The following is a 17,684-nucleotide window of genomic DNA, read 5'->3' on the forward strand; positions in this document are numbered from 1 at the left end:
TGGGGGTACGGGGGTCAGGCCGGGTCGAGGGGGAAGGCGGTGGTGGTGGTCTTGTCGTGGAGGTAGAGGGTGGTGGTGTCGGCGGTGAGGCGGCGGTGGACGTCGGTGTCGTCGCTGGGGACGGCGTAGGTCCAGGCCACCTTGTGGGTGCGGGTGTCGACGGCGTGGAGGGCCACCGTGTTGGTGCCCGTGAGGTAGACGCGTTCGCCGCGGACCACGGGGCGGGCCAGGAGGTAGTCGACCTCGGAGGACACGTCGCAGCCCCAGGAGGGGGCGCCTGTCCTGGCGTCGAAGGTGAAGAGGCGGAGGCGGTTCCGGCCGGTGGTGGGGGACCGTTCCGGGGAGTGGGCGATCAGGTACACGGTGCCGTTCGCGACCTCCGGGGAGCCCCAGTGGGTCCACCTGCCGGGGCCGGGCGTCTCCTTGCGCCACACCACCGTGCCGCGCGCCGCGTCCACCGCGACCAGGCCCTTCTGCCCGGTGAGATAGACGCGTTCGGTGTCGGCGGCGGAGGGCGGGGTGTGGTCCTCGGGCTCGTTGCCGGTGGCGACGCGCTGGAGGAGGCGTCCGGTGTCCGCCGCGTACAGGTCGACGGACGCGCCCCGCAGGATCGCCAGGCGGCCGCCGGAGAAGTGGGCGGGCGGGGTCGGGTCGGAGTCGGGGTCCAGGTCCGGGACGTGGGGGGCGACGGTCGACCGGGTGCGCCACAGTTCGCGGCCGTCGGCGGTGGCGTACGCGGCGATCGTCTTGAGCCTGGAGTCCGCGAGGTAGAGCGCGTCGTCGGTGGCGGTGAGGAGGTGCACCGGGTCGAGTGACGGCCTGCCGAGCGGGCCGAGGACCTTCGCGGTGCCCTTCCTCGGGTCGAGGGAGGTGAGCGGTCCCGGCTCGGAGCCGGCGAGGACGTCGTCGGGGTGAAGGGTCGCGAGGAGGCGCTCCCCCTTGCCGTCCTTGCCGCCGCCCACCCGGGCCACCACGCTGAACGACTCACGCTCCCACAGGGGGTTCCCGGTACGGGCGTCCAGTGTGGTCATCCGGTAGGCGTTGGTGTCCAGGTAGGCCAGCGCCCCGCCCGCCTGGACCGGCATGTTCCGGAAGAGGGAATCGACGCCGTGCGCCCGGCTCCAGAGGGGGGTGGGCGGGGTGCCGGGCGGGCGCTTCCTCGGGCCGGTCGACGCGGCCGGACGCTTCGGGTCGTCGCTGCGGGCGTACGCGTACCAGCCGGTCCCCAGCGCCGCCGCGCCGAGCGCGGCCCCGCCCAGTGCGAAGAGCCTGCGCCGGGACGGGCCGGGGGAGGGGGAGTCGGCGACGGTCACGGGGGCGGAGGGGGGCGGGGCGGGCGTGCGGGACGTCCGTACCGTCCACACCTCGGACGTACGACGCCCGATCTCGGCCAGTACGGGGTCGGGCAGCACGTCGCCGAAGGCGGCCGTGGAACCGGCGCGCAGCCGGGTCGCGAGGTCGGCCGGGCGGGGTCGGGCGGCGGGGTCCTTGACGAGGCAGGAGAGGAGGACGGCGTGCAGGCCCTCGGCGAGCGCGGTCGCGAACTGAGGGTCCCCGTAACGGATCTGGTAGAGGATCTCGGCCGCCGAGCCCGTGCCGAAGGGAGGCCAGCCGGTCGCCGCGCAGACGAGTACCGAGCCGAGGGCGAAGACGTCGCCCGGGCCGTCGTGCTCGCTGCCGCCCGCCTGTTCGGGGGACATGAACTGCGGGGTGCCGACGGCCTGTCCGGTGCTGGTCAGGCGGTTCGCGCCGAGCGCTCGGGCGATGCCGAAGTCGATGATGCGGGGGCCGGAGGCGGTGAGGATGATGTTGGAGGGCTTGAGGTCGCGGTGCACGATTCCGGACCGGTGGATGACCTCCAGCGAGGAGGCGAGGTGCGCGCCGATCGCCCGCACGGTCGCCTCGGGAAGCGGTGCCTGGAGGAGTTGCAGGGCGTCGTCGAGGGACGGGCCGAGCAGGTACTCGGTGGCCAGCCAGGGGCGCGCGCCCGCCGGGTCGCAGTCGACGACCTGCGCGCCGTGCGCCGCGCCGATGGAGCGGGCGGCCTCCGCTTCGAGGTGGAAGCGGGTGCGGAACTGGGGTTCGCGGGCCAGTTCCTCGTGCACGGTCTTCAGGGCGACCGTCCGGCCGCCCCGGGTGCGGGCCAGGTAGACCGTGCCCATGCCGCCGCTGCCGAGGCGGCCGACGAGGGTGTGGCCGCCGATCTCCTCGGGGTCGTCGTGGGTCAACGGGGCTATGACGGACATCAGGTGGTCCTCGTCGGTCGGGTGGGGTCCGTCGGTCGGGTGGGGTCCGCCGGTCGCGTGAGGTCCGTCGGGCGTGTGGTGTCCGTCGGTCGTGTGGTGTCCGTCGGGCGTGCCGGGCTCGTCCGCGGTGTCGTGCCCATCAGTCGAGAGCGAGCGCGTAGACGTGGTGGCCGCGGAACGCGAGGAGCGTGCGGCCCGCGATCTTGGCGCTGTAGACGGGGAAGTCGGGCTGGGCGCCGCCCTTCACGGACTCGCCGCGGTCCGTGAACTTCCAGCGCAGCGTGCCGTCCTGGGCGTCGAACGCGGTGAGCTGAGTGGCTCCGAGCGACACGACCGTGCGGCCGGATTCGCTGACGCTGACCGCGTTGACGCCCCTGCTGGGTTCTTCCGTCGGCTGCATCCACCGCTGGGTGCCGGTCCTGGTGTCGAGGGCGAGCACCGTGGTCTGGTTGCTCCCGACGTACAGGGTCTCGCCGTGCACCTTGCCGTTGCCGAAGCCCCAGGGGTCCAGGCCGATCCCCTGCGGGGTCGCGGGGGTGCGCCACAGACTCTTGCCGGTGCTGAGGTCGAACGCGGCGATGTGCTCGCCGGTCGCGCCGAACAGGGGGCCGGTCGGGCCGACGGTGATTCCGGCGTGCTCGCGTACGTCCTTGAACTCCTTGGCCCAGAGCTGCCTTCCGGTCCTGCGGTCCAGGAGCAGCACGTGCTGAAGGCCCTTGCGCTGCTTCTTCACGGCGGGTGGGACGACGAGGGACACGTCGCGCAGGAGGAGGCCCTCGGGGCGGACCGCGAGGGGGCGGAAGATCCGGGAGCCGAGGTCGTCGGCGACCTTGGAGCGCCAGAGTTCCCTGCGGGCGGCCATGTCGTACGCGAGGACGTACTGCATGAGCTCGCCCTTCGCGTCGCGGCCCGAGACGTCGAGCCAGACGACGGGTCCTTCGGCGGTGATCTGGTGGTTCACCAGCGCGCGCTCGTCGCCGAGGACGGTCTTGAACGGCAGGCGGCGCTTCACCACGCCGGTCCGGGCGTCGAACCAGACGAAGCCCCCCTTCAGCTGGTCCACGACGAAGCAGTGCCGGTCGTCGACGGGGAACGCGGCGGCGTGGACGTTCAGGGACTTCTGGGTCCACAGGACGCGGCCGGTGCGGATGTCGACGCCCGTGCTGGGCAGGTCCTTGCCGGTGAGTACGAGGACCTGGTTGCGCCAGATGCATATCTGCGTGGCGTCGGGGTTCTCGCCAGCGCGGGGGTCGGCGGCGAGGGTGTGGCGGTAGTGCCAGAGGGGGGCGGGGGAGGTGCCCGGAAGCTGTGGCTCGGGGGCGGGGGCGGGTGTTCCCGTTTCCCTGCGGGTGTCGTTCGAGGTGAGGGCGTAGGTGGTGCCTGCGCCGAGGGCGATCCCGGCGGCTCCGGCGAGGAGGGAGGTGAGGAGGGTGCGGCGGGGGAGTCCCTGGGCGACGGGCGGGGCGTGGCTTCCCCCCTGGCCGGGGGAGGTGGGGGCCGAGTCGAGGGTCGTACGGGGGTGGGGCGGGGCTCCGTCGGTGGGGGTGGCGGTACGGGGGACGGGCATGGCTCCGTCGGTGGGGGTGGCGGTACGGGGGACGGGCATGGCTCCGTCGGTGGGGGTGGCGGCCCCGGGGGCGGGGGGCCCGAGGGGGGTGGGTGGAGGGTCCTGGGGGAGCGGGGGTGCTTCCAGGGAGAGGACGGCGGAGGCTTGGGTGGAGAGGGCGGTGAGGAGGCGGCCCGGGAGCCAGCCCTGGGCGGTCAGGGTCGCGGGGGTGTCCGGGGCGAGGAGAGCGGCCAGCTCCGGCGGGGTCGGGCGGGCCTGGGGGGAGGCGGCCAGACAGTGGGAGAGGAGCGGGCGCAGGGCCTCCGGGGCGGAGGCGAGGTTCGGGGCGGCGGTGAAGTCCGGGGTGGCGGAGGCCGGTCCACCGGGGAACGGGGAGACGCCAGGGAAGGGGGAGGCGCCGGTGGCCGCGTACGCGAGGAGGTGGCCCAGGACGAAGACGTCGGAGGCGGGGGTGGGACGGCCGCCGGAGGCTTGTTCCGGGGTCAAGTAGCCCAGGGTGACGGAGAGCTGGCCGTTCGCGCCGCGCTGTGCGGAGGCCGCGGCGCCCAGTGCGCCGAAGGCCGTGAGGCGGGGGCCGTCCGCCGCCAGGAGGACGGTGTCGGCGGAGAGGCCCTGGTGGACCGCGCCCGTGGAGTGCACCCGGGTCAGGGCTTCGGCGAGGGCCGCGCCCAGGACCCGTACCGCACGCTCGGGCAGCGGGCCCGCGAGCGCGACGGCCTCGCCCAGGGTGAGGGAGGGGACGTAACCCCGGGCGGTCCACAGGTCGTCGCCGGTGGTGCGGGAGTCGAGGAGGGTCTGCACCCAGCCGCCCGCGAGCCGCCCGCCGGTCTCCGCCTCGGTCGCGAACTGCCGTCGGAACGCGGGCAGGGGGGCGAGTTCGGGTCTGGCGCGGGTGACGAGGGCGGTGCTGCCGTCGGGGGCGTGGGCGAGGTACTGGACGGAGCTGGCCGTCTCGCGGAAGCGGACCAGTGTGCGGTAAGGGCCTATCTGGGCCGGATCGTCCTTGTGCAGCGCTTCCATGTGGAACTACCCCCAACTGTCACTGTCGCCCCAGTCGTTGTCACGGACCGCTTTAGGCACAGGGGTTCGATCTTAGGGGGAGGGGTCAGTCCGACGCGGGGCGGGTTTTTGTGCGTGGTGGCGGGAGGTGGCGGTCCAGGGCCATCGAGAGTTCCGCCTCGACCACGCTCTTGGCCAGCGGGCGCAGGCGTTGCGGGTCGGCGTCGTGGGTGGTGACCAGGCCGATGAACATCCGCGCGAGTACGTCCGCGTGCTCGCGGACCTGGAGGCCCGCGGCCATGACCTCGGAGAGCGGGACGCCCTCGCGGACCAGGGCCGCCGAGACGTCGAGCAGGCGGCGGCTGATGTGGACGATCTCGTCGCCGTCGACGGCGAGATAGCCGAGCGCGAGCGCGGAGGCGAGGTTCTCGGGGGTGACCTCGCCCTCGAAGTAGTCGGCGAGCTGCTCGGGGGTGAGGCGGACCGGGGTCTCCTCGGTGGGCTCCTGCGGGGTGCCGAGGGCGAGGAGTTCGCCCATGTCGCGACCGCTGTCGAAGGTGGAGGCGAGGTCGGCGATGCCGGTGAGGGTGTGGCCGCGCTCCAAGAGGGCGGAGATGGTGCGCAGACGGGCCAGGTGGTGGTCGTTGTACCAGGCGATGCGGCCCTCGCGGCGGGGCGGGCCGATGAGCTTGCGCTCGCGGTAGAAGCGGAGGGTGCGGACGGGGATGCCGGCGGCCTCGGCCAGCTCCTCCATGCGGTACTCGCGGTACGGGCGGTCCTTGCGCTCCTCGCGCTCCTCCTGGCCCTTGCGGTCCTCCCGGGCCTCGCGGTCCTCCCGGTCCTCGCGGTGCGGGCGCGGCTGGTCGGCCCGTGTGTCCTCGGCGGCCGGGCGTGGCCGGTCGTCGCGGGTTTCCTTGTGTTCGCCGCCCTGTGCGGGGCCCTGTTCGGGGATTTCCGGTGCTTCTTCCACGCCCGGAAGCCTATTCCGTACCACCGGTAACTCGTCCCGTCGTACCCCTACCGATCAGTACGCCACTGCTCTACTCTCCCAACCATGCCAGTGATTGCTGGCGGAGTTGCTGGGTTGCGAGGTGTAGTCGAGTGCGGGAGGCGTCGGGCATGACCGAGTTCGAGCACGAGCATGTACGAGTGGCGGTGATCGGGTCCGGGTTCGGGGGCCTGGGGGCCGCGGTCCGGCTGCGCAGGGAAGGGATCACCGACTTCGTCGTGCTGGAGCGGGCGGATTCGGTGGGCGGGACCTGGCGGGACAACAGCTATCCCGGCTGCGCGTGCGACGTGCCGTCCCACCTCTACTCCTTCTCCTTCGCGCCCAACCCCGAGTGGCCGCGCACCTTTTCCGGGCAGGAGCACATCCGCGCGTACCTGGAGCACGTGACGGACACCTTCGGGCTCCGCCCGCACATCCGCCTCAACCACGAGGTGACGATGATGACCTGGGACGCCGAGAAGCTCTGGTGGAGGATCGAGGCGGCCAACGGCACCACGCTCGTCGCGGACGTCGTCGTGTCGGCGACCGGTCCGCTCTCCGACCCCAAGACCCCCGACATCCCGGGCCTCGACACCTTCCCCGGGAAGGTCTTCCACTCCGCGCGGTGGGACCACGACTACGACCTCGGGGGCAAGCGGGTCGCGATGATCGGGACCGGCGCGTCCGCGATCCAGATCGTCCCCGCGATCCAGTCGGAGGTCGGCAGTCTCACCCTCTTCCAGCGGACCCCGCCGTGGGTGATGCCGCGCGCCGACCGCGCGATCACCGGCGCGGAACGCTGGCTGCACCGGACGGTCCCGGCCACGGGCAAGGCCCGGCGCGGGCTGCTGTGGGGCATCCGCGAGCTCCAGGTGCAGGCGTTCACCAAGCGGCCGAACGAACTCGGCTTCATCGAGAACATAGCCAAGGCCAACATGGCGAAGTCGATCAAGGACCCCGCGCTGAGGGCCAAGTTGACCCCCGACTACCGGATCGGCTGCAAGCGCATCCTGTTGTCGAGTACGTACTATCCGGCTCTGGCCGAGCCCCATGTGGACGTCGTCGCGTCCGGGCTGAGTGAGGTGCGCGGCTCGACCGTCGTCGCCGCCGACGGCACGGAGGCCGAGGTCGACGCGATCATCTTCGGTACGGGATTCCACGTGACGGACATGCCGATCGCCGACCGGGTGGTCGGGGCCGACGGCATCACCCTCGCCGAGGCGTGGAAGGGCGGCATGGAGTCGCTGCGCGGCGCGACCGCCGTCGGGTTCCCGAACTGGATGACGATCATCGGCCCGAACACGGGTCTCGGGAACTCGTCGATGATCCTGATGATCGAGGCCCAGCTCAGCTATCTCGCCGACTACATGCGGCAGTTGGACGTCCTGGGCGGTCGGGTGGCACTGTCCGCACGGCCCTCCGCCGTCGGCGCGTGGAACCGCCGCGTGCAGGAGCGCATGAAGCGGACGGTCTGGAACACCGGCGGCTGCGACAGCTGGTACCTGGACGCGAACGGCCGCAACACGACGGTGTGGCCGGGCACGACCTCGGAGTTCCGGCGGGCGACGCGGGAGGTCAACCTCGCGGAGTACGAGGTGGTGCGCGCCGAGGCCCCTTCCCCCGTCGAGGACGCCGCCCCCGCCGAGGCCGAGGAGGCGGTCGCGTGACCACGGAACGCGGGCTTGGCGTAAGGGGGCACGGCGTGGACGTAGGGGAACACTGCCTGGATCTGCGGGAGTTGACCGTCACCTCCGCCGACGGCGCGCGGCTCCACGTCGAGGTGTACGGGGCGGAGGACGCGCCCCCGGTCGTGCTGGCGCACGGCTGGACGTGCTCGATCGGCTTCTGGGACGCCCAGATCCGGGACCTCTCCCGGGACTTCCGGGTCATCGCGTACGACCAGCGGGGTCACGGCCGCTCACCGGCCTCCGCCGCGTACTCCGCGGAAGGTCTCGCCGACGACCTGGAGGCCGTGCTCGCCGCGACCCTCGCACCCGGGGAGAAGGCGGTCGTCGCCGGGCACTCCATGGGCGGCATGACGATCATGGCAGCCGCCGGGCGGCCCGGGGTTGCCGAGCACGCGGCGGCGGTACTGCTGTGCAGCACGGGCAGTTCGCGCCTGGTCGCGGAGGCGCTGGTGGTGCCGCTGCGGGCGGGGCGGCTGCGGACCCGCCTGACGCGGTCCGTGCTGGGCGCGAAGGCCCCGCTGGGCCCGGTCACGCCCGTCTCCAAGGTGTTCCTCAAGTACGCCACGATGGGGCGCGGGGCGGCCCCGGACCGGGTCGCGGCGTGCGCGCGGATCGTGCACGCGTGCCCGAAGGGGGTGCGGGTCGGCTGGTCGCACGTACTCGCGGAACTCGATATCGCCTCCCGGGTAAGGGAGTTGGCGGTGCCGGTGGCCGTGATCGCGGGCACGGACGACCGGCTCACGCCGCCCAAGCTCGCCCGGGAGATCGAGGCGTCGCTGCGCCGGTCGCTGGGGCTGACCCTGCTCGCCGGGGTGGGGCACATGTCGCCGGTGGAGGCACCGGAGGCCGTGAGCGGGAAGATCCGGCAGTTGGTCACGGAGTACGTGGTGGGCGCGGAACAACAGGAGGAAGTCGCATGAGCTACAGCCTTGAGGGACAGGTCGCGGTCGTCACGGGCGGGGCCCGGGGCGTGGGCGAACTGCTCGCCCGCAAACTCTCCGCGCGCGGGGCGAACATCGCCCTGGTCGGCCTGGAGCCGGAGCTGCTGAAGGACGTCACCGGGCGGCTGCACACCGAGAGCGACTGGTGGTACGCGGACGTCACGGACCACGAGGCGATGGCGCGCGTGGCGGAGGAGGTGAAGGAGCGCTTCGGGAAGGTCGACATCGTCGTCGCGAACGCGGGCGTGGCGTCCGGGGGCCCCTTCATCGACTCCGACCCGGAGGCGTGGCGGCGGGTCATCGAGGTCAACCTGGTGGGCGGAGCCGTCACCGCCCGCGCCTTCCTCCCCGTACTGATGGAGAGCCGGGGCTACTTCCTCCAGATCGCCTCCCTCGCCGCGATCACCCCGGCCCCGATGATGAGCGCGTACTGCGCCTCGAAGTCGGGCGTCGAGGCGTTCGCGCACTGCCTGCGGGCCGAGGTCGGCTACCGGGGAGTGCGGGTGGGCGTCGGCTATTTCTCGTGGACCGACACGGACATGGTGCGCGGCGCGGACCAGGACGACGTCATGCGCGAACTGCGCCAGCGCCTCCCGTGGCCGTCCAACCGGACGTACCCGCTGGGCCCGGCCGTGGACCGCATCGTCGCGGGCATCGAACGCCGCTCGCACCACGTGTACGCGCAGTGGTGGCTGCGCGGGATGCAGTCGGTGCGCGGCTACCTGCCCGGGGTCATCGGAACGGTCGGCCAGCGCGAGATGCGCCGCTTCGCACCGCGCCTGGAGGGAGTGAGCAAGGGCCTCGTGGGCGCGGGGGGCGCGGCGGACGAGTCGACGCGGGGCGTGGGGGTGTAGGGACCGACCGAGGGGTGGGGCTTGGTGGGCCCCACCCCGGGGTCACAACCGCTTCAGGCCGACGTACTGGAGCGCGGCGAACCCGCCGACCGTCAGGGCCTGGAGCACGATCCAGGCCGTGCCGACGCCGGTCGGGGACAGCGTGCCGGAGATCGCCACCGCCAGACTGAGCACGACCCACAGCAGGTTGGCCGCGATGACGGCGGCCAGAGCCGTGCGGCTGACGTCCTTGCGCGTACCGGCGGCCAGCACTCCCAGTGCGTAGAGGAGCAGGAACGCCCCGACCGGGTACTGGACCGCCGTCGTGACGCCGAACCAGGATTCGAGGGTCGTGGCGAGGCCCAGGTAGGCGATGCCGTTGAGGCCGGTGACCGCTGCGTCCAGCTTGAGCGCGAGCCGGGCGAAACCGTCGGGTGCGGCGGTCCTCGCGGAGGAGGTCAGGTCGTCGTACTGCGTCGTGGCCACTGTCGAATTCCCTTCGTGCATACAGGAGTTGGGGGGTGCGGACGGCGACCTGTGCGTGGCCGCCGTCCGCTCCTGAAAGGTATGCAGGGGCGGGAATTGCCTCAATTACCTGCTAGGTAAGGGGCGTACGTCTCGACGGGACCCGCACCCCCAGCAAGGCGCCCGCCCCGGCGCCGCCCCTTGGGCTCCGCCTCCGCCTAGCCCCCTCGGGCTCCGCTTCCCTAGCCTCCTTGGGCGGCGGGGCCAGCCCCCTCCGCCTCCGCCTCGTCCCCTTGGGCGGCGGGGCCGCCCCCCGGGGGCGGAACGGGCGGGCAAGGGGGCGGCCCCTCTCGCTCCGGGCCCGCCCCGGTGCCGCCCGCCGTTACCTCGCCCCATGGGTGCGCCGCACCCCGGTGCGCCTGCGGCGGGCCGCCCCAGACCCTTCCCCAAGCTCTCAACTTCGTTCGAGCAGGGGAGACCCCATCCTTCACCTAAACTCGCGAGGCTTGGGGTTCGGATGTGCGGGTGCGTGGGGGCTGGGCGCGCAGTTCCCCGCGCCCCTAACAGCCCCAGCGGAGCCGGGAGCGCACCCGCGGCGGAGCCGCACAGTGACACAGGCCCGCGCCCCTAAAGGGGCACGTCCACGCAGGCCCTCGCGGAGCCGGGAGCGCACGCGCGGCCGGGCCGCGCAGTGATGCGGCCCCGCGCCCCCAAGGGGCGGACCTAGCGGGGCGGGAGTCGGGGGCGGCGTTTGTCGGGGACGGTGGAGTAGTCGGGTGGGGCCGCCGCCGGGGTCGTCGCGAGGAGGTCCAGGGCCAGCTTCACCGCGTCGTCCAGGACCGCGTAGCGGCCTTCCGCCCAGTCCAGTGGGGTGCGCAGGGCCTCGATGTCCGGGGCGACGCCGTGGTTTTCGACGGCCCAGCCGTATTCGTCGAACCAGGCCGCGTTCATCGGGACCGTGATGACCGTGCCGTCGCCGAGCGGGTGGCGGCCGGTCATGCCCACCACGCCGCCCCACGTGCGCTGGCCGACCACAGGGCCCAGCGAGAGCAGACGGAAAGCGGCGGTGATCATGTCGCCGTCGGACGAGGTCGCCTCGTCGGCGAGGGCCACGACCGGGCCCCGGGGGGCGTTGGAGGCGTAGGAGACGGGTTGGGCGTCGCGGGTCAGGTCCCAGCCGAGGATGCGGCGGGTGAGCTTCTCGATGACGAGCTCGCTGATGTTGCCGCCCGCGTTTCCGCGTACGTCGACGATCAGGGCCGGGCGGGAGACCTCCAGGCGGAGGTCCCGGTTGAACTGGGCCCAGCCCGAGCCGCCCATGTCCGGGATGTGGAGGTAGCCGCACTTGCCGCCGCTCAGGTCCCGGACGACTTCGCGGCGTTTGGCCACCCAGTCCTGATAGCGGAGCGGGCGTTCGTCGACGAGGGGTACGACCGCGATGCGGCGGGGGCGGACCTCCTGGGGAGGGGTGGCCTCCGGGAGGAAGGTCAGTTCGACCGTGGTGCCGCCTGCGGCCGAGAGGAGCGGGAAGGGGCCCGCCACCGGGTCCACCGGGCGGCCGTCCACATGGGTGAGGATCGCGCCCACCCGGATTCCCGTACCGGCGAGGGGCGAGCGGGCCTTCGAGTCGGACGAGTCGCCCGGCAGGATGCGCGAGACGGTCCAATTGCCGTCCTTGACGTAGAAGTTCGCGCCCAGGAGGCCCATCGCGCGCTGGTAGTGCGGCGGGCCCTCGTTGCGGCGGGCGGCGGCCACGTACGCGTGGGACGTGCCCAGTTCGCCGAGCACTTCGCGCAGCAGGTCCGCGAACTCGTCGGGGGAGGCCACCCGTTCGACGAGCGGGCGGTACTGGTCGAGGACTCCGGGCCAGTCGATGCCGCCCATGTCCGGTTCCCAGAAGTAGGAGTTGATGATGCGGCCCGCTTCGGCGTAGGACTGGCGCCACTCCGCGCCGGGATCCACGTCGTGCAGGATGCGGCGCAGGTCCAGGTGGACGGTGGAGTCGTTGTCGCCGCGTTCCGTGGCGGGGACGGCGCGGATCTCGCCGTCCTCGACGATGACCAGGCGCGTGCCGTCGCCGCTGATGGCGAACCATTCGAGGTCGTCGGCCAGTTCCGTCTTACGCGCCTTGGCGAGGTCGAAGTGTTCCAGCGTGGGGCGGCCCGAGGTGTCGGCGGGGTTCGCGAAGGTCTCGCCGAGGGCCCCGGAGATCGGCCAGCGCAGCCAGACCAGGCCGCCCCCGCTCACGGCGGAGAGGGACGAGTACTTGGAGGCCGCCACGGGGAAGGGGGTGACGCGGTTCGCGAGGCCCTCGACCTCGACGGTCACCGTTCCGTCGCCTTCGGAGGCGTCGTCGGGGTCCAGCCCGCCCGCCGCCGGGCGGCCGTCGGGCGAGAGCGCGAAGGGGGAGGGGGTCGCGGAGGAGAGGGGGACGAGGTACGGGCGGCAGCCGAGAGGGAAGGAGAGGTCGCCCGTGTGGACGTCGTACACCGGGTCGAAACCGCGCCAGGAGAGGAAGGCGAGGTAGCGGCCGTCGCTGGTGAAGACGGGGTTCTCGTCCTCGAAGCGGCCGTTGGTGACGTCCACGATGAGGGTCGTCGCGCCACCCGTCGTTCCCTGGCCCTCCCTGGGCTGGATCCGCGCCATCTTGATCTGGCGCAGCGAGCGGCCGATGCCCGGGTGCGACCAGGTCAGCCACGCCCCGTCGGGGGAGAAGGCCAGGTCGCGGACCGGGCCGTTCAGGGAGCGGATCACCTCGGTGAGGGATTCCTCGCCCTCGGTGACGTTGAGGATCAGGAGGCGGCCGTCGTGGGAGGCCACGGCGATCCGCGTGCCGTCCGGGTCCGCCACCAGCTCGTGCACGCGGCCCAGTTGGCCGGAGGCGAGGCGGCGCGCGCCCCCCGCCCCGGCCGCCCGGGGGAGGTACGCGATCTCGACGGCGTCCTCGCCCTCCGCGTCCGTGACGAAGGCGACCTGGCCGCTGGGGCCCAGCATCTCCGGGAGCCGGACCCGTACCCCCGGCGTGTCCGCGATCGTACGGGCCGGGCCGTCGCGGTGGGTCAGCCAGTACAGGCTGCCCCGGACGGAGACCGCGCTCGCCCGTCCGGTGGCGTCGACGGCGAGGCCGCCCACGTGGCCCGCCGCCGGGATCTGGTACGCGCGGCGGCCGGTGCGGGGGCCGCCGAGGCGGACGTCCAGCTTGCGCGGGGTCCCGGTGGGCGAGAAGTCGTCGACGAGCCAGAGGTCGCCCGCGCACTGGTAGACGACGCGGGTGCCGTCGGCGGAGGCGGACGCGTGCCGGGCGTAGAAGGCGTCGTGGTCGGTGTGGCGGCGCAGGTCGGAGCCGTCGGGGCGGCAGGAGTAGAGGTTGCCCACGCCCTCGTGGTCGGAGAGGAACGCGATCCGGTCGCCCACGAACATCGGCGAGGACAGGTGCCCGTTCAGGTCCGGGAGGAGGCGTTCGCCGTGCAGCCACAGGCGGCCCGTCGCGCCGCCCCGGTAGCGCTTCCAGGCGGCGGGCTCGTGCGGGGGAGTGCCCGTGAGGAGGAGCGTGCGGCGTTCGCCGGTGCAGTCGGGGAGGGTGTCCGTGACGGCGAGGTCGGAGACCGGGCCCCAGGGGAGCCTGCCGCCGGGGCTGCCGTCCGTGGGGAGGGTGTAGGCCCAGGAGAAGTACGAGAAGGGCTGGCCGTGGGAGGAGACGGCGAGGATCTGGCCGTCCGGGGTCCAGCCGCAGACCCGGGCGTCCACCGAGCCCCAGTAGGAGAGGCGTCGCGAGGGGCCGCCTTCGACGGGGACCACGTGGATTTCGGGGTCCAGGCTGCGCCACGTCGTGTACGCGAGGTGCCGCCCGTCCGGGGAGAAGCGCGGGTGCCCGACCCGGGTGCGGTCCACGGTCAGCCGCCAGGCCCGGCCCGGGGTCTGCCCGGCGGGGGCGAGGGGGGCCACCCAGAGGTCGTCCTCGGCGACGAAGGCGAGGGTGTCGCCGTGGAGGTGCGGGAAACGGAGGTAGGCGGGGGCGGGGTGGTCGGGGGTGGGCTCCCGGGCGGATTCCCGGGCGGATTCCCGGGCGGACTCCCGGGCGGATTCCTGGGTGGACTCCTCTGTGGGCACTCGCATGCCCTCATGCTTTCCGCGCCAGGGGGGCCCGGCAACTCGTACGGCGGGATCTTTGGGGCGGGGCGTGCCCCTCAGGCGTACGTCCGTCGCAGGAACCGCACCAGTGGCGCGCTGTCCAGCTGCAACAGCAGCACCCCCTGTTCCGCGTGCAGCTCCAGCACCACCTGCACCCGCCCGCACGGCCAGATCCGTACGTCCCCCTGCTCGGTGGGAGCGCGCAGCCCCGCTTCGAGGAGCGCGCGGGGGAAGGCCCAGGCGGGGCGGGCCTCGCCGGGGCCGCCCGGGCCCGGCACCGGCAGCTCGATGCTCACCGTGTGCCGGTCGCCCGCCGGGGCGTGGCGCAGGAGGACGGGGAGGAGGGTGGGGACCGGGGCGTCGGTGACGAGGTTCGCGCGCAGCCGGACCTCCAGGGCGGGCCGCGCACCGCTCTCGGCGGCGGTGGCCTCGGCGGCGGCGCTCTCAGCGTCGGAGCCCCCGAGGGGACGGTCCTCAACGGTGCGGGACATGGCCCGCCTCCTCACCTCGTACGGACGCAGCACTCACATTCGCGGCAATTGACATCTAATGTCCCATATTTTGCCGGAGGTGATTGTCGAGACTTTGGGTGCTGCTTGCGAGGGGTAGTTATGGGCAGGGGGCTTTTGCGACGCCTTTGCAATAACTCCCTATCATCGAACGGTTGTCCGCCCTGAACGCTCCGTAGCGGTTCGAACCCGGGAGTTCCGCCATGCATGTCCCCGACGGATTCATCAACGCCCCCGTCTCCGTGGCGGCGGGAGCCGCCGCCGTCGCCGCCGTCGGGCTCAGCCTGCGCGGAGCCCGCCGCGAGCTCAGCGACGAGCGGGCGGCGCCCCTCGCGGGCCTCGTCGCCGCGTTCGTCTTCGCGGTGCAGATGCTGAACTTCCCCGTCGCGGCCGGGACGAGCGGGCACCTCCTGGGCGGGGCCCTGGCCGCGATACTCGTCGGGCCCTGGACCGGAATCCTCTGCATAGCGGTCGTCCTCCTGATGCAGGGCGTGCTGTTCGCGGACGGCGGCCTCACCGCGCTCGGCGTGAACATCACGACCATGGGCGTCGTGACCGTCCTCGTCTCGTACGGGATCTTCCGCGGCCTCGTGAAGGTTCTCCCCCGGCGGCGGCGCACGGTCACGGCGTCGGCCTTCGTCGCCGCGCTCGTGTCGGTGCCCGCCGCTGCCGCCTTCTTCACCCTCCTGTACGCGCTCGGCGGGACGACCGAGGTCCCCGTCGGGAAGGTGCTGACCGCCATGGTCGGCGTACACGTCCTGATCGGCGTCGGCGAGGCCGCGATCACCGCGCTCACCGTCGGCGCGGTGCTGGCGGTCCGGCCGGACCTGGTGTTCGGGGCGCGGGGGATCGGCGCGCCGCTGAAGCTGCGGGTGGGGGGTGAGCTGGTGGACGCCCCGGCTCCGGCTTCCGGCACGGCCGCCGTTCCGGTCGCCGCCCGGTCCGCGCGCCGCTTCTGGGGGGTCGGGCTGGTCTCCGCGCTCGCCCTCGCCGGGTTCGTCTCCCTCTACGCCTCCACCAGCCCCGACGGGCTGGAGAAGGTCGCCGCCGACCAGGGCATCGACAAGGGTGCGAAGCCGCACGCCGCCGAGGACTCGCCGCTCGCCGACTACACCGTCAAGGCCCTCGGCGAGGGCTCGCTGTCGAGCGGGCTCGCCGGGGTCATCGGGGTCGGCGTGACCGTGGCGGTCGGCAGCGGGGTCTTCTGGGCGGTGCGCAGGCGGCGTGCCGAGTCCGCTTCCGATTCAGGCGCCGCACGGGTCGACGCCTGACATGGGCGCCGGTCACGCCCACGCGCTCTACCGGCAGGGCCACAGCCCCGTGCACGCGCTGCCGCCGCACTGCAAACTCGTCGCCGTGTTCGGCTTCGTGGTGGTCGTCGTCTCGACGCCCCGGGAGGCCGTGTGGGCTTTCGGGGCGTACGCCGTGCTGCTCGCGGCCGTCGCGTACGCGGCCGGGGTCCCGGCCCGTCATGTGCTGACCCGGATGCTCGTCGAGGTGCCGTTCGTGGCCTTCGCCGTACTGATGCCGTTCGTGGCGGAGGGCGAGCGGGTGGAGGTCGCGGGGGTCTCGGTGAGCGTGCCGGGGCTGTGGGGGGCCTTCAACATCCTGGCGAAGGGGACGCTGGGGGTGGCGGCGTCCGTACTGCTCGCTTCGACGACGGAGCTGCGTGAACTGCTCTACGGATTGCAGAAGTTGAGGCTGCCGTCGCTGCTGGTGCAGATCGCGACGTTCATGATCCGGTACGGGGACGTCATCGCCGGTGAGCTGAAGCGGATGTCCATCGCCCGGCGGTCCCGGGGCTTCGAGGCGCGGGGCGTACGGCAGTGGGGGGTGCTGGCGAAGACGGCCGGGGCCTTGTTCATCCGGTCGTACGAGAGGGGGGAACGGGTGCATCTGGCGATGGTGAGCAGGGGGTACACCGGGGTGATGCCGGTACTGGACGACGCCGAGGCGTCACGGGAACAGTGGGTTCGGGCCGGGGCGCTGCCGGGGGCTGCGCTGCTGGTGTGTCTGACGGGATGGGTGTGGGTGCTGTGAGCGTTGCTTCGTTGGCCGTGAAAGGGCTCGCGTATGCCTATCCGGACGGGCACCAGGCGCTGTTCGGGGTGGACCTGAGGGTCGAGAAGGGGGAGCGGGTCGCACTTCTCGGGCCGAACGGGGCGGGGAAGACCACCCTGGTCCTCCACCTGAACGGGATCCTGACGGCGGGGGCGGGGGTGGTGGAAGTTGATGGACTGCCGGTCGTCAAGCGTCACTTGGCGGAGATCCGGCGGCGGGTCGGCATCGTCTTCCAGGACCCCGACGACCAGCTGTTCATGCCGACGGTCCGGGAGGACGTGGCGTTCGGCCCTGCGGCGGCCGGGCTGCGGGGGGCCGCGCTGGAGTCGTGCGTGCGGGAGGCGCTGGAGCGGGTGGGGATGGAGGCTTACGCGGACCGGGCTCCGCACCATCTGTCGTTCGGGCAGCGGAGGAGGGTGGCGGTGGCGACGGTGCTGGCGATGCGGCCGGAGATTCTGGTGCTGGACGAGCCGTCGTCGAATCTCGACCCGGCGTCGCGGCGGGAACTCGCGGATATTTTGCGGGGGTTGGATGTGACGGTGCTCATGGTCACGCATGATCTGCCGTATGCGCTGGAGTTGTGCCCTCGGGCGGTGATTCTCAGCGAGGGGGTGGTGGTCGCGGACGCCCCGACCCAGGAACTCCTCCTGGACTCGGGCCTGATGCGCACCCACCGCCTGGAACTCCCCTTCGGCTTCAACCCCGCCTCATCCCCCCTCCCCTAACCCCTCCCCCCAACCCCTCCGGGCCCCGCTCAGCCCCTCCGGGCCCCACCCAACCCCTCCGGGCCCCACCCAGCCCCCTCGGGCTGCGCCCAGCCCCCTCCGCCTCCGCCTCGCCCCCTTGGGCTCCGCTTCCGCCGAGCCTCCTTGGGCGGCGGGGCCGCCCCCCGGGGGCGGAACGGGCGGGCAAGGGGGCGGCCCCCCTCGCTCCGGGCCCACCCCGGTGCCGCCCGCTGTTACCCCGCCCGATGGGTGCGCCGCACCCCGGTGCGCCTGCGGCGGGCCGCCCCAGACCCTTCCCCAAGCTCTCAACTTCGTTCGAGCAGGGGAGACCCCATCCTTCACCTAAACTCGCGAGGCTTGGGGTTTGGATGTGCGGGTGCGTGGGGGCTGGGCGCGCAGTTCCCCGCGCCCCTAAGGGCATGCTCCGCAGCCTCTGCGAGCCGGGAGCGTACGCGCGGTGGAGCCGCACAGTGATGTGGTCCCGCGTCCGGCCGATCAAGGGGCCCCAACTGCGTCCTCCCCGTCCCACCC

At 73.0% G+C, this 17,684-nt stretch carries 12 protein-coding genes; 6 read left to right on the forward strand and 6 right to left on the reverse strand.

Annotated features, from left to right (window positions below):
* Positions 1-14: 14 nt before the first annotated feature.
* The 3 genes from OG897_RS04255 to OG897_RS04265 all read right to left on the reverse strand — a co-directional run bounded on the left by OG897_RS04255 (position 15) and on the right by OG897_RS04265 (position 5,566).
* Positions 15-2,246 (reverse strand): PQQ-binding-like beta-propeller repeat protein, encoded by a 2,232-nt coding sequence (locus OG897_RS04255; RefSeq protein ID WP_266652993.1) that lies wholly within the window; start codon positions 2,244-2,246, stop codon positions 15-17.
* Positions 2,247-2,385: 139 nt separating this feature from the next.
* Positions 2,386-4,833: a PQQ-binding-like beta-propeller repeat protein gene (locus OG897_RS04260; protein WP_266652994.1), complete on the reverse strand. Its 2,448-nt coding sequence runs from the start codon at positions 4,831-4,833 to the stop codon at positions 2,386-2,388.
* Positions 4,834-4,918: 85 nt separating this feature from the next.
* Positions 4,919-5,566: a MerR family transcriptional regulator gene (locus tag OG897_RS04265; protein ID WP_266656564.1), complete on the reverse strand. Its 648-nt coding sequence runs from the start codon at positions 5,564-5,566 to the stop codon at positions 4,919-4,921.
* A gap of 365 nt (positions 5,567-5,931) precedes the next feature.
* Here OG897_RS04265 and OG897_RS04270 point away from each other — a divergent pair, with 365 nt between their 5' ends.
* The 3 genes from OG897_RS04270 to OG897_RS04280 are packed head-to-tail and all read left to right on the forward strand — an operon-like array spanning position 5,932 to position 9,283.
* Complete coding sequence (locus OG897_RS04270) at positions 5,932-7,467, forward strand: NAD(P)/FAD-dependent oxidoreductase (RefSeq protein WP_266652995.1); 1,536 nt, start codon at positions 5,932-5,934, stop codon at positions 7,465-7,467.
* Between the two features lie 35 nt (positions 7,468-7,502).
* On the forward strand, positions 7,503-8,408 hold the full coding sequence (locus tag OG897_RS04275; RefSeq protein WP_266652996.1) for an alpha/beta fold hydrolase: 906 nt from the start codon (positions 7,503-7,505) through the stop codon (positions 8,406-8,408).
* Positions 8,405-9,283 (forward strand): SDR family oxidoreductase, encoded by an 879-nt coding sequence (locus tag OG897_RS04280; RefSeq protein ID WP_266652997.1) that lies wholly within the window; start codon positions 8,405-8,407, stop codon positions 9,281-9,283. The genes OG897_RS04275 and OG897_RS04280 overlap by 4 nt, the downstream gene beginning before the upstream one ends.
* 42 nt (positions 9,284-9,325) lie before the next feature.
* Here OG897_RS04280 and OG897_RS04285 read toward each other — a convergent pair whose 3' ends face one another.
* From OG897_RS04285 to OG897_RS04295, 3 genes are all read right to left on the reverse strand, one after another.
* Complete coding sequence (locus OG897_RS04285) at positions 9,326-9,748, reverse strand: hypothetical protein (protein WP_266652998.1); 423 nt, start codon at positions 9,746-9,748, stop codon at positions 9,326-9,328.
* Positions 9,749-10,450: 702 nt separating this feature from the next.
* Complete coding sequence (locus tag OG897_RS04290) at positions 10,451-13,843, reverse strand: S41 family peptidase (RefSeq protein WP_266652999.1); 3,393 nt, start codon at positions 13,841-13,843, stop codon at positions 10,451-10,453.
* 71 nt (positions 13,844-13,914) lie between these two features.
* Positions 13,915-14,349, reverse strand: a complete 435-nt coding sequence (locus tag OG897_RS04295) for an SsgA family sporulation/cell division regulator (RefSeq protein ID WP_266653000.1) — start codon at positions 14,347-14,349, stop codon at positions 13,915-13,917.
* 221 nt (positions 14,350-14,570) lie between these two features.
* Between OG897_RS04295 and OG897_RS04300 the strand changes: the two genes are divergently transcribed.
* From OG897_RS04300 to OG897_RS04310, 3 genes are read left to right on the forward strand one after another with little or no spacing between them, the layout of a single operon-like run.
* Positions 14,571-15,638, forward strand: a complete 1,068-nt coding sequence (locus OG897_RS04300) for an energy-coupling factor ABC transporter permease (protein WP_266653001.1) — start codon at positions 14,571-14,573, stop codon at positions 15,636-15,638.
* Between the two features lies 1 nt (position 15,639).
* Entirely contained in the window at positions 15,640-16,407 is a 768-nt protein-coding gene (gene cbiQ, locus OG897_RS04305) for a cobalt ECF transporter T component CbiQ (RefSeq protein ID WP_266653002.1), read from the forward strand.
* The gene (locus OG897_RS04310) at positions 16,404-17,153 is read left to right on the forward strand and encodes an energy-coupling factor ABC transporter ATP-binding protein (protein ID WP_266653003.1); all 750 of its coding nucleotides are present in this window, start codon (positions 16,404-16,406) and stop codon (positions 17,151-17,153) included. Before cbiQ ends, OG897_RS04310 begins: the two co-directional genes overlap by 4 nt.
* The last annotated feature ends 531 nt before the right edge of the window (positions 17,154-17,684 follow it).

The sequence above is a fragment of the Streptomyces sp. NBC_00237 genome (genome assembly GCF_026342435.1).
In the GTDB taxonomy this organism is placed as follows: Bacteria; Actinomycetota; Actinomycetes; order Streptomycetales; family Streptomycetaceae; genus Streptomyces.

Excerpts from the sequence above, each read along its gene's own strand:
- OG897_RS04255 (WP_266652993.1), bottom strand. The coding sequence starts at position 2,246 with ATGTCCGTCATAGCCCCGTTGACCCACGACGACCCCGAGGAGATCGGC.
- OG897_RS04260 (WP_266652994.1), bottom strand. The coding sequence starts at position 4,833 with ATGGAAGCGCTGCACAAGGACGATCCGGCCCAGATAGGCCCTTACCGC.
- OG897_RS04265 (WP_266656564.1), bottom strand. The coding sequence starts at position 5,566 with ATGGAGGAGCTGGCCGAGGCCGCCGGCATCCCCGTCCGCACCCTCCGC.
- OG897_RS04270 (WP_266652995.1), top strand. The coding sequence starts at position 5,932 with ATGACCGAGTTCGAGCACGAGCATGTACGAGTGGCGGTGATCGGGTCC.
- OG897_RS04280 (WP_266652997.1), top strand. The coding sequence starts at position 8,405 with ATGAGCTACAGCCTTGAGGGACAGGTCGCGGTCGTCACGGGCGGGGCC.
- OG897_RS04290 (WP_266652999.1), bottom strand. The coding sequence starts at position 13,843 with ATGCGAGTGCCCACAGAGGAGTCCACCCAGGAATCCGCCCGGGAGTCC.
- OG897_RS04295 (WP_266653000.1), bottom strand. The coding sequence starts at position 14,349 with ATGTCCCGCACCGTTGAGGACCGTCCCCTCGGGGGCTCCGACGCTGAG.
- OG897_RS04300 (WP_266653001.1), top strand. The coding sequence starts at position 14,571 with ATGCATGTCCCCGACGGATTCATCAACGCCCCCGTCTCCGTGGCGGCG.
- cbiQ (WP_266653002.1), top strand. The coding sequence starts at position 15,640 with ATGGGCGCCGGTCACGCCCACGCGCTCTACCGGCAGGGCCACAGCCCC.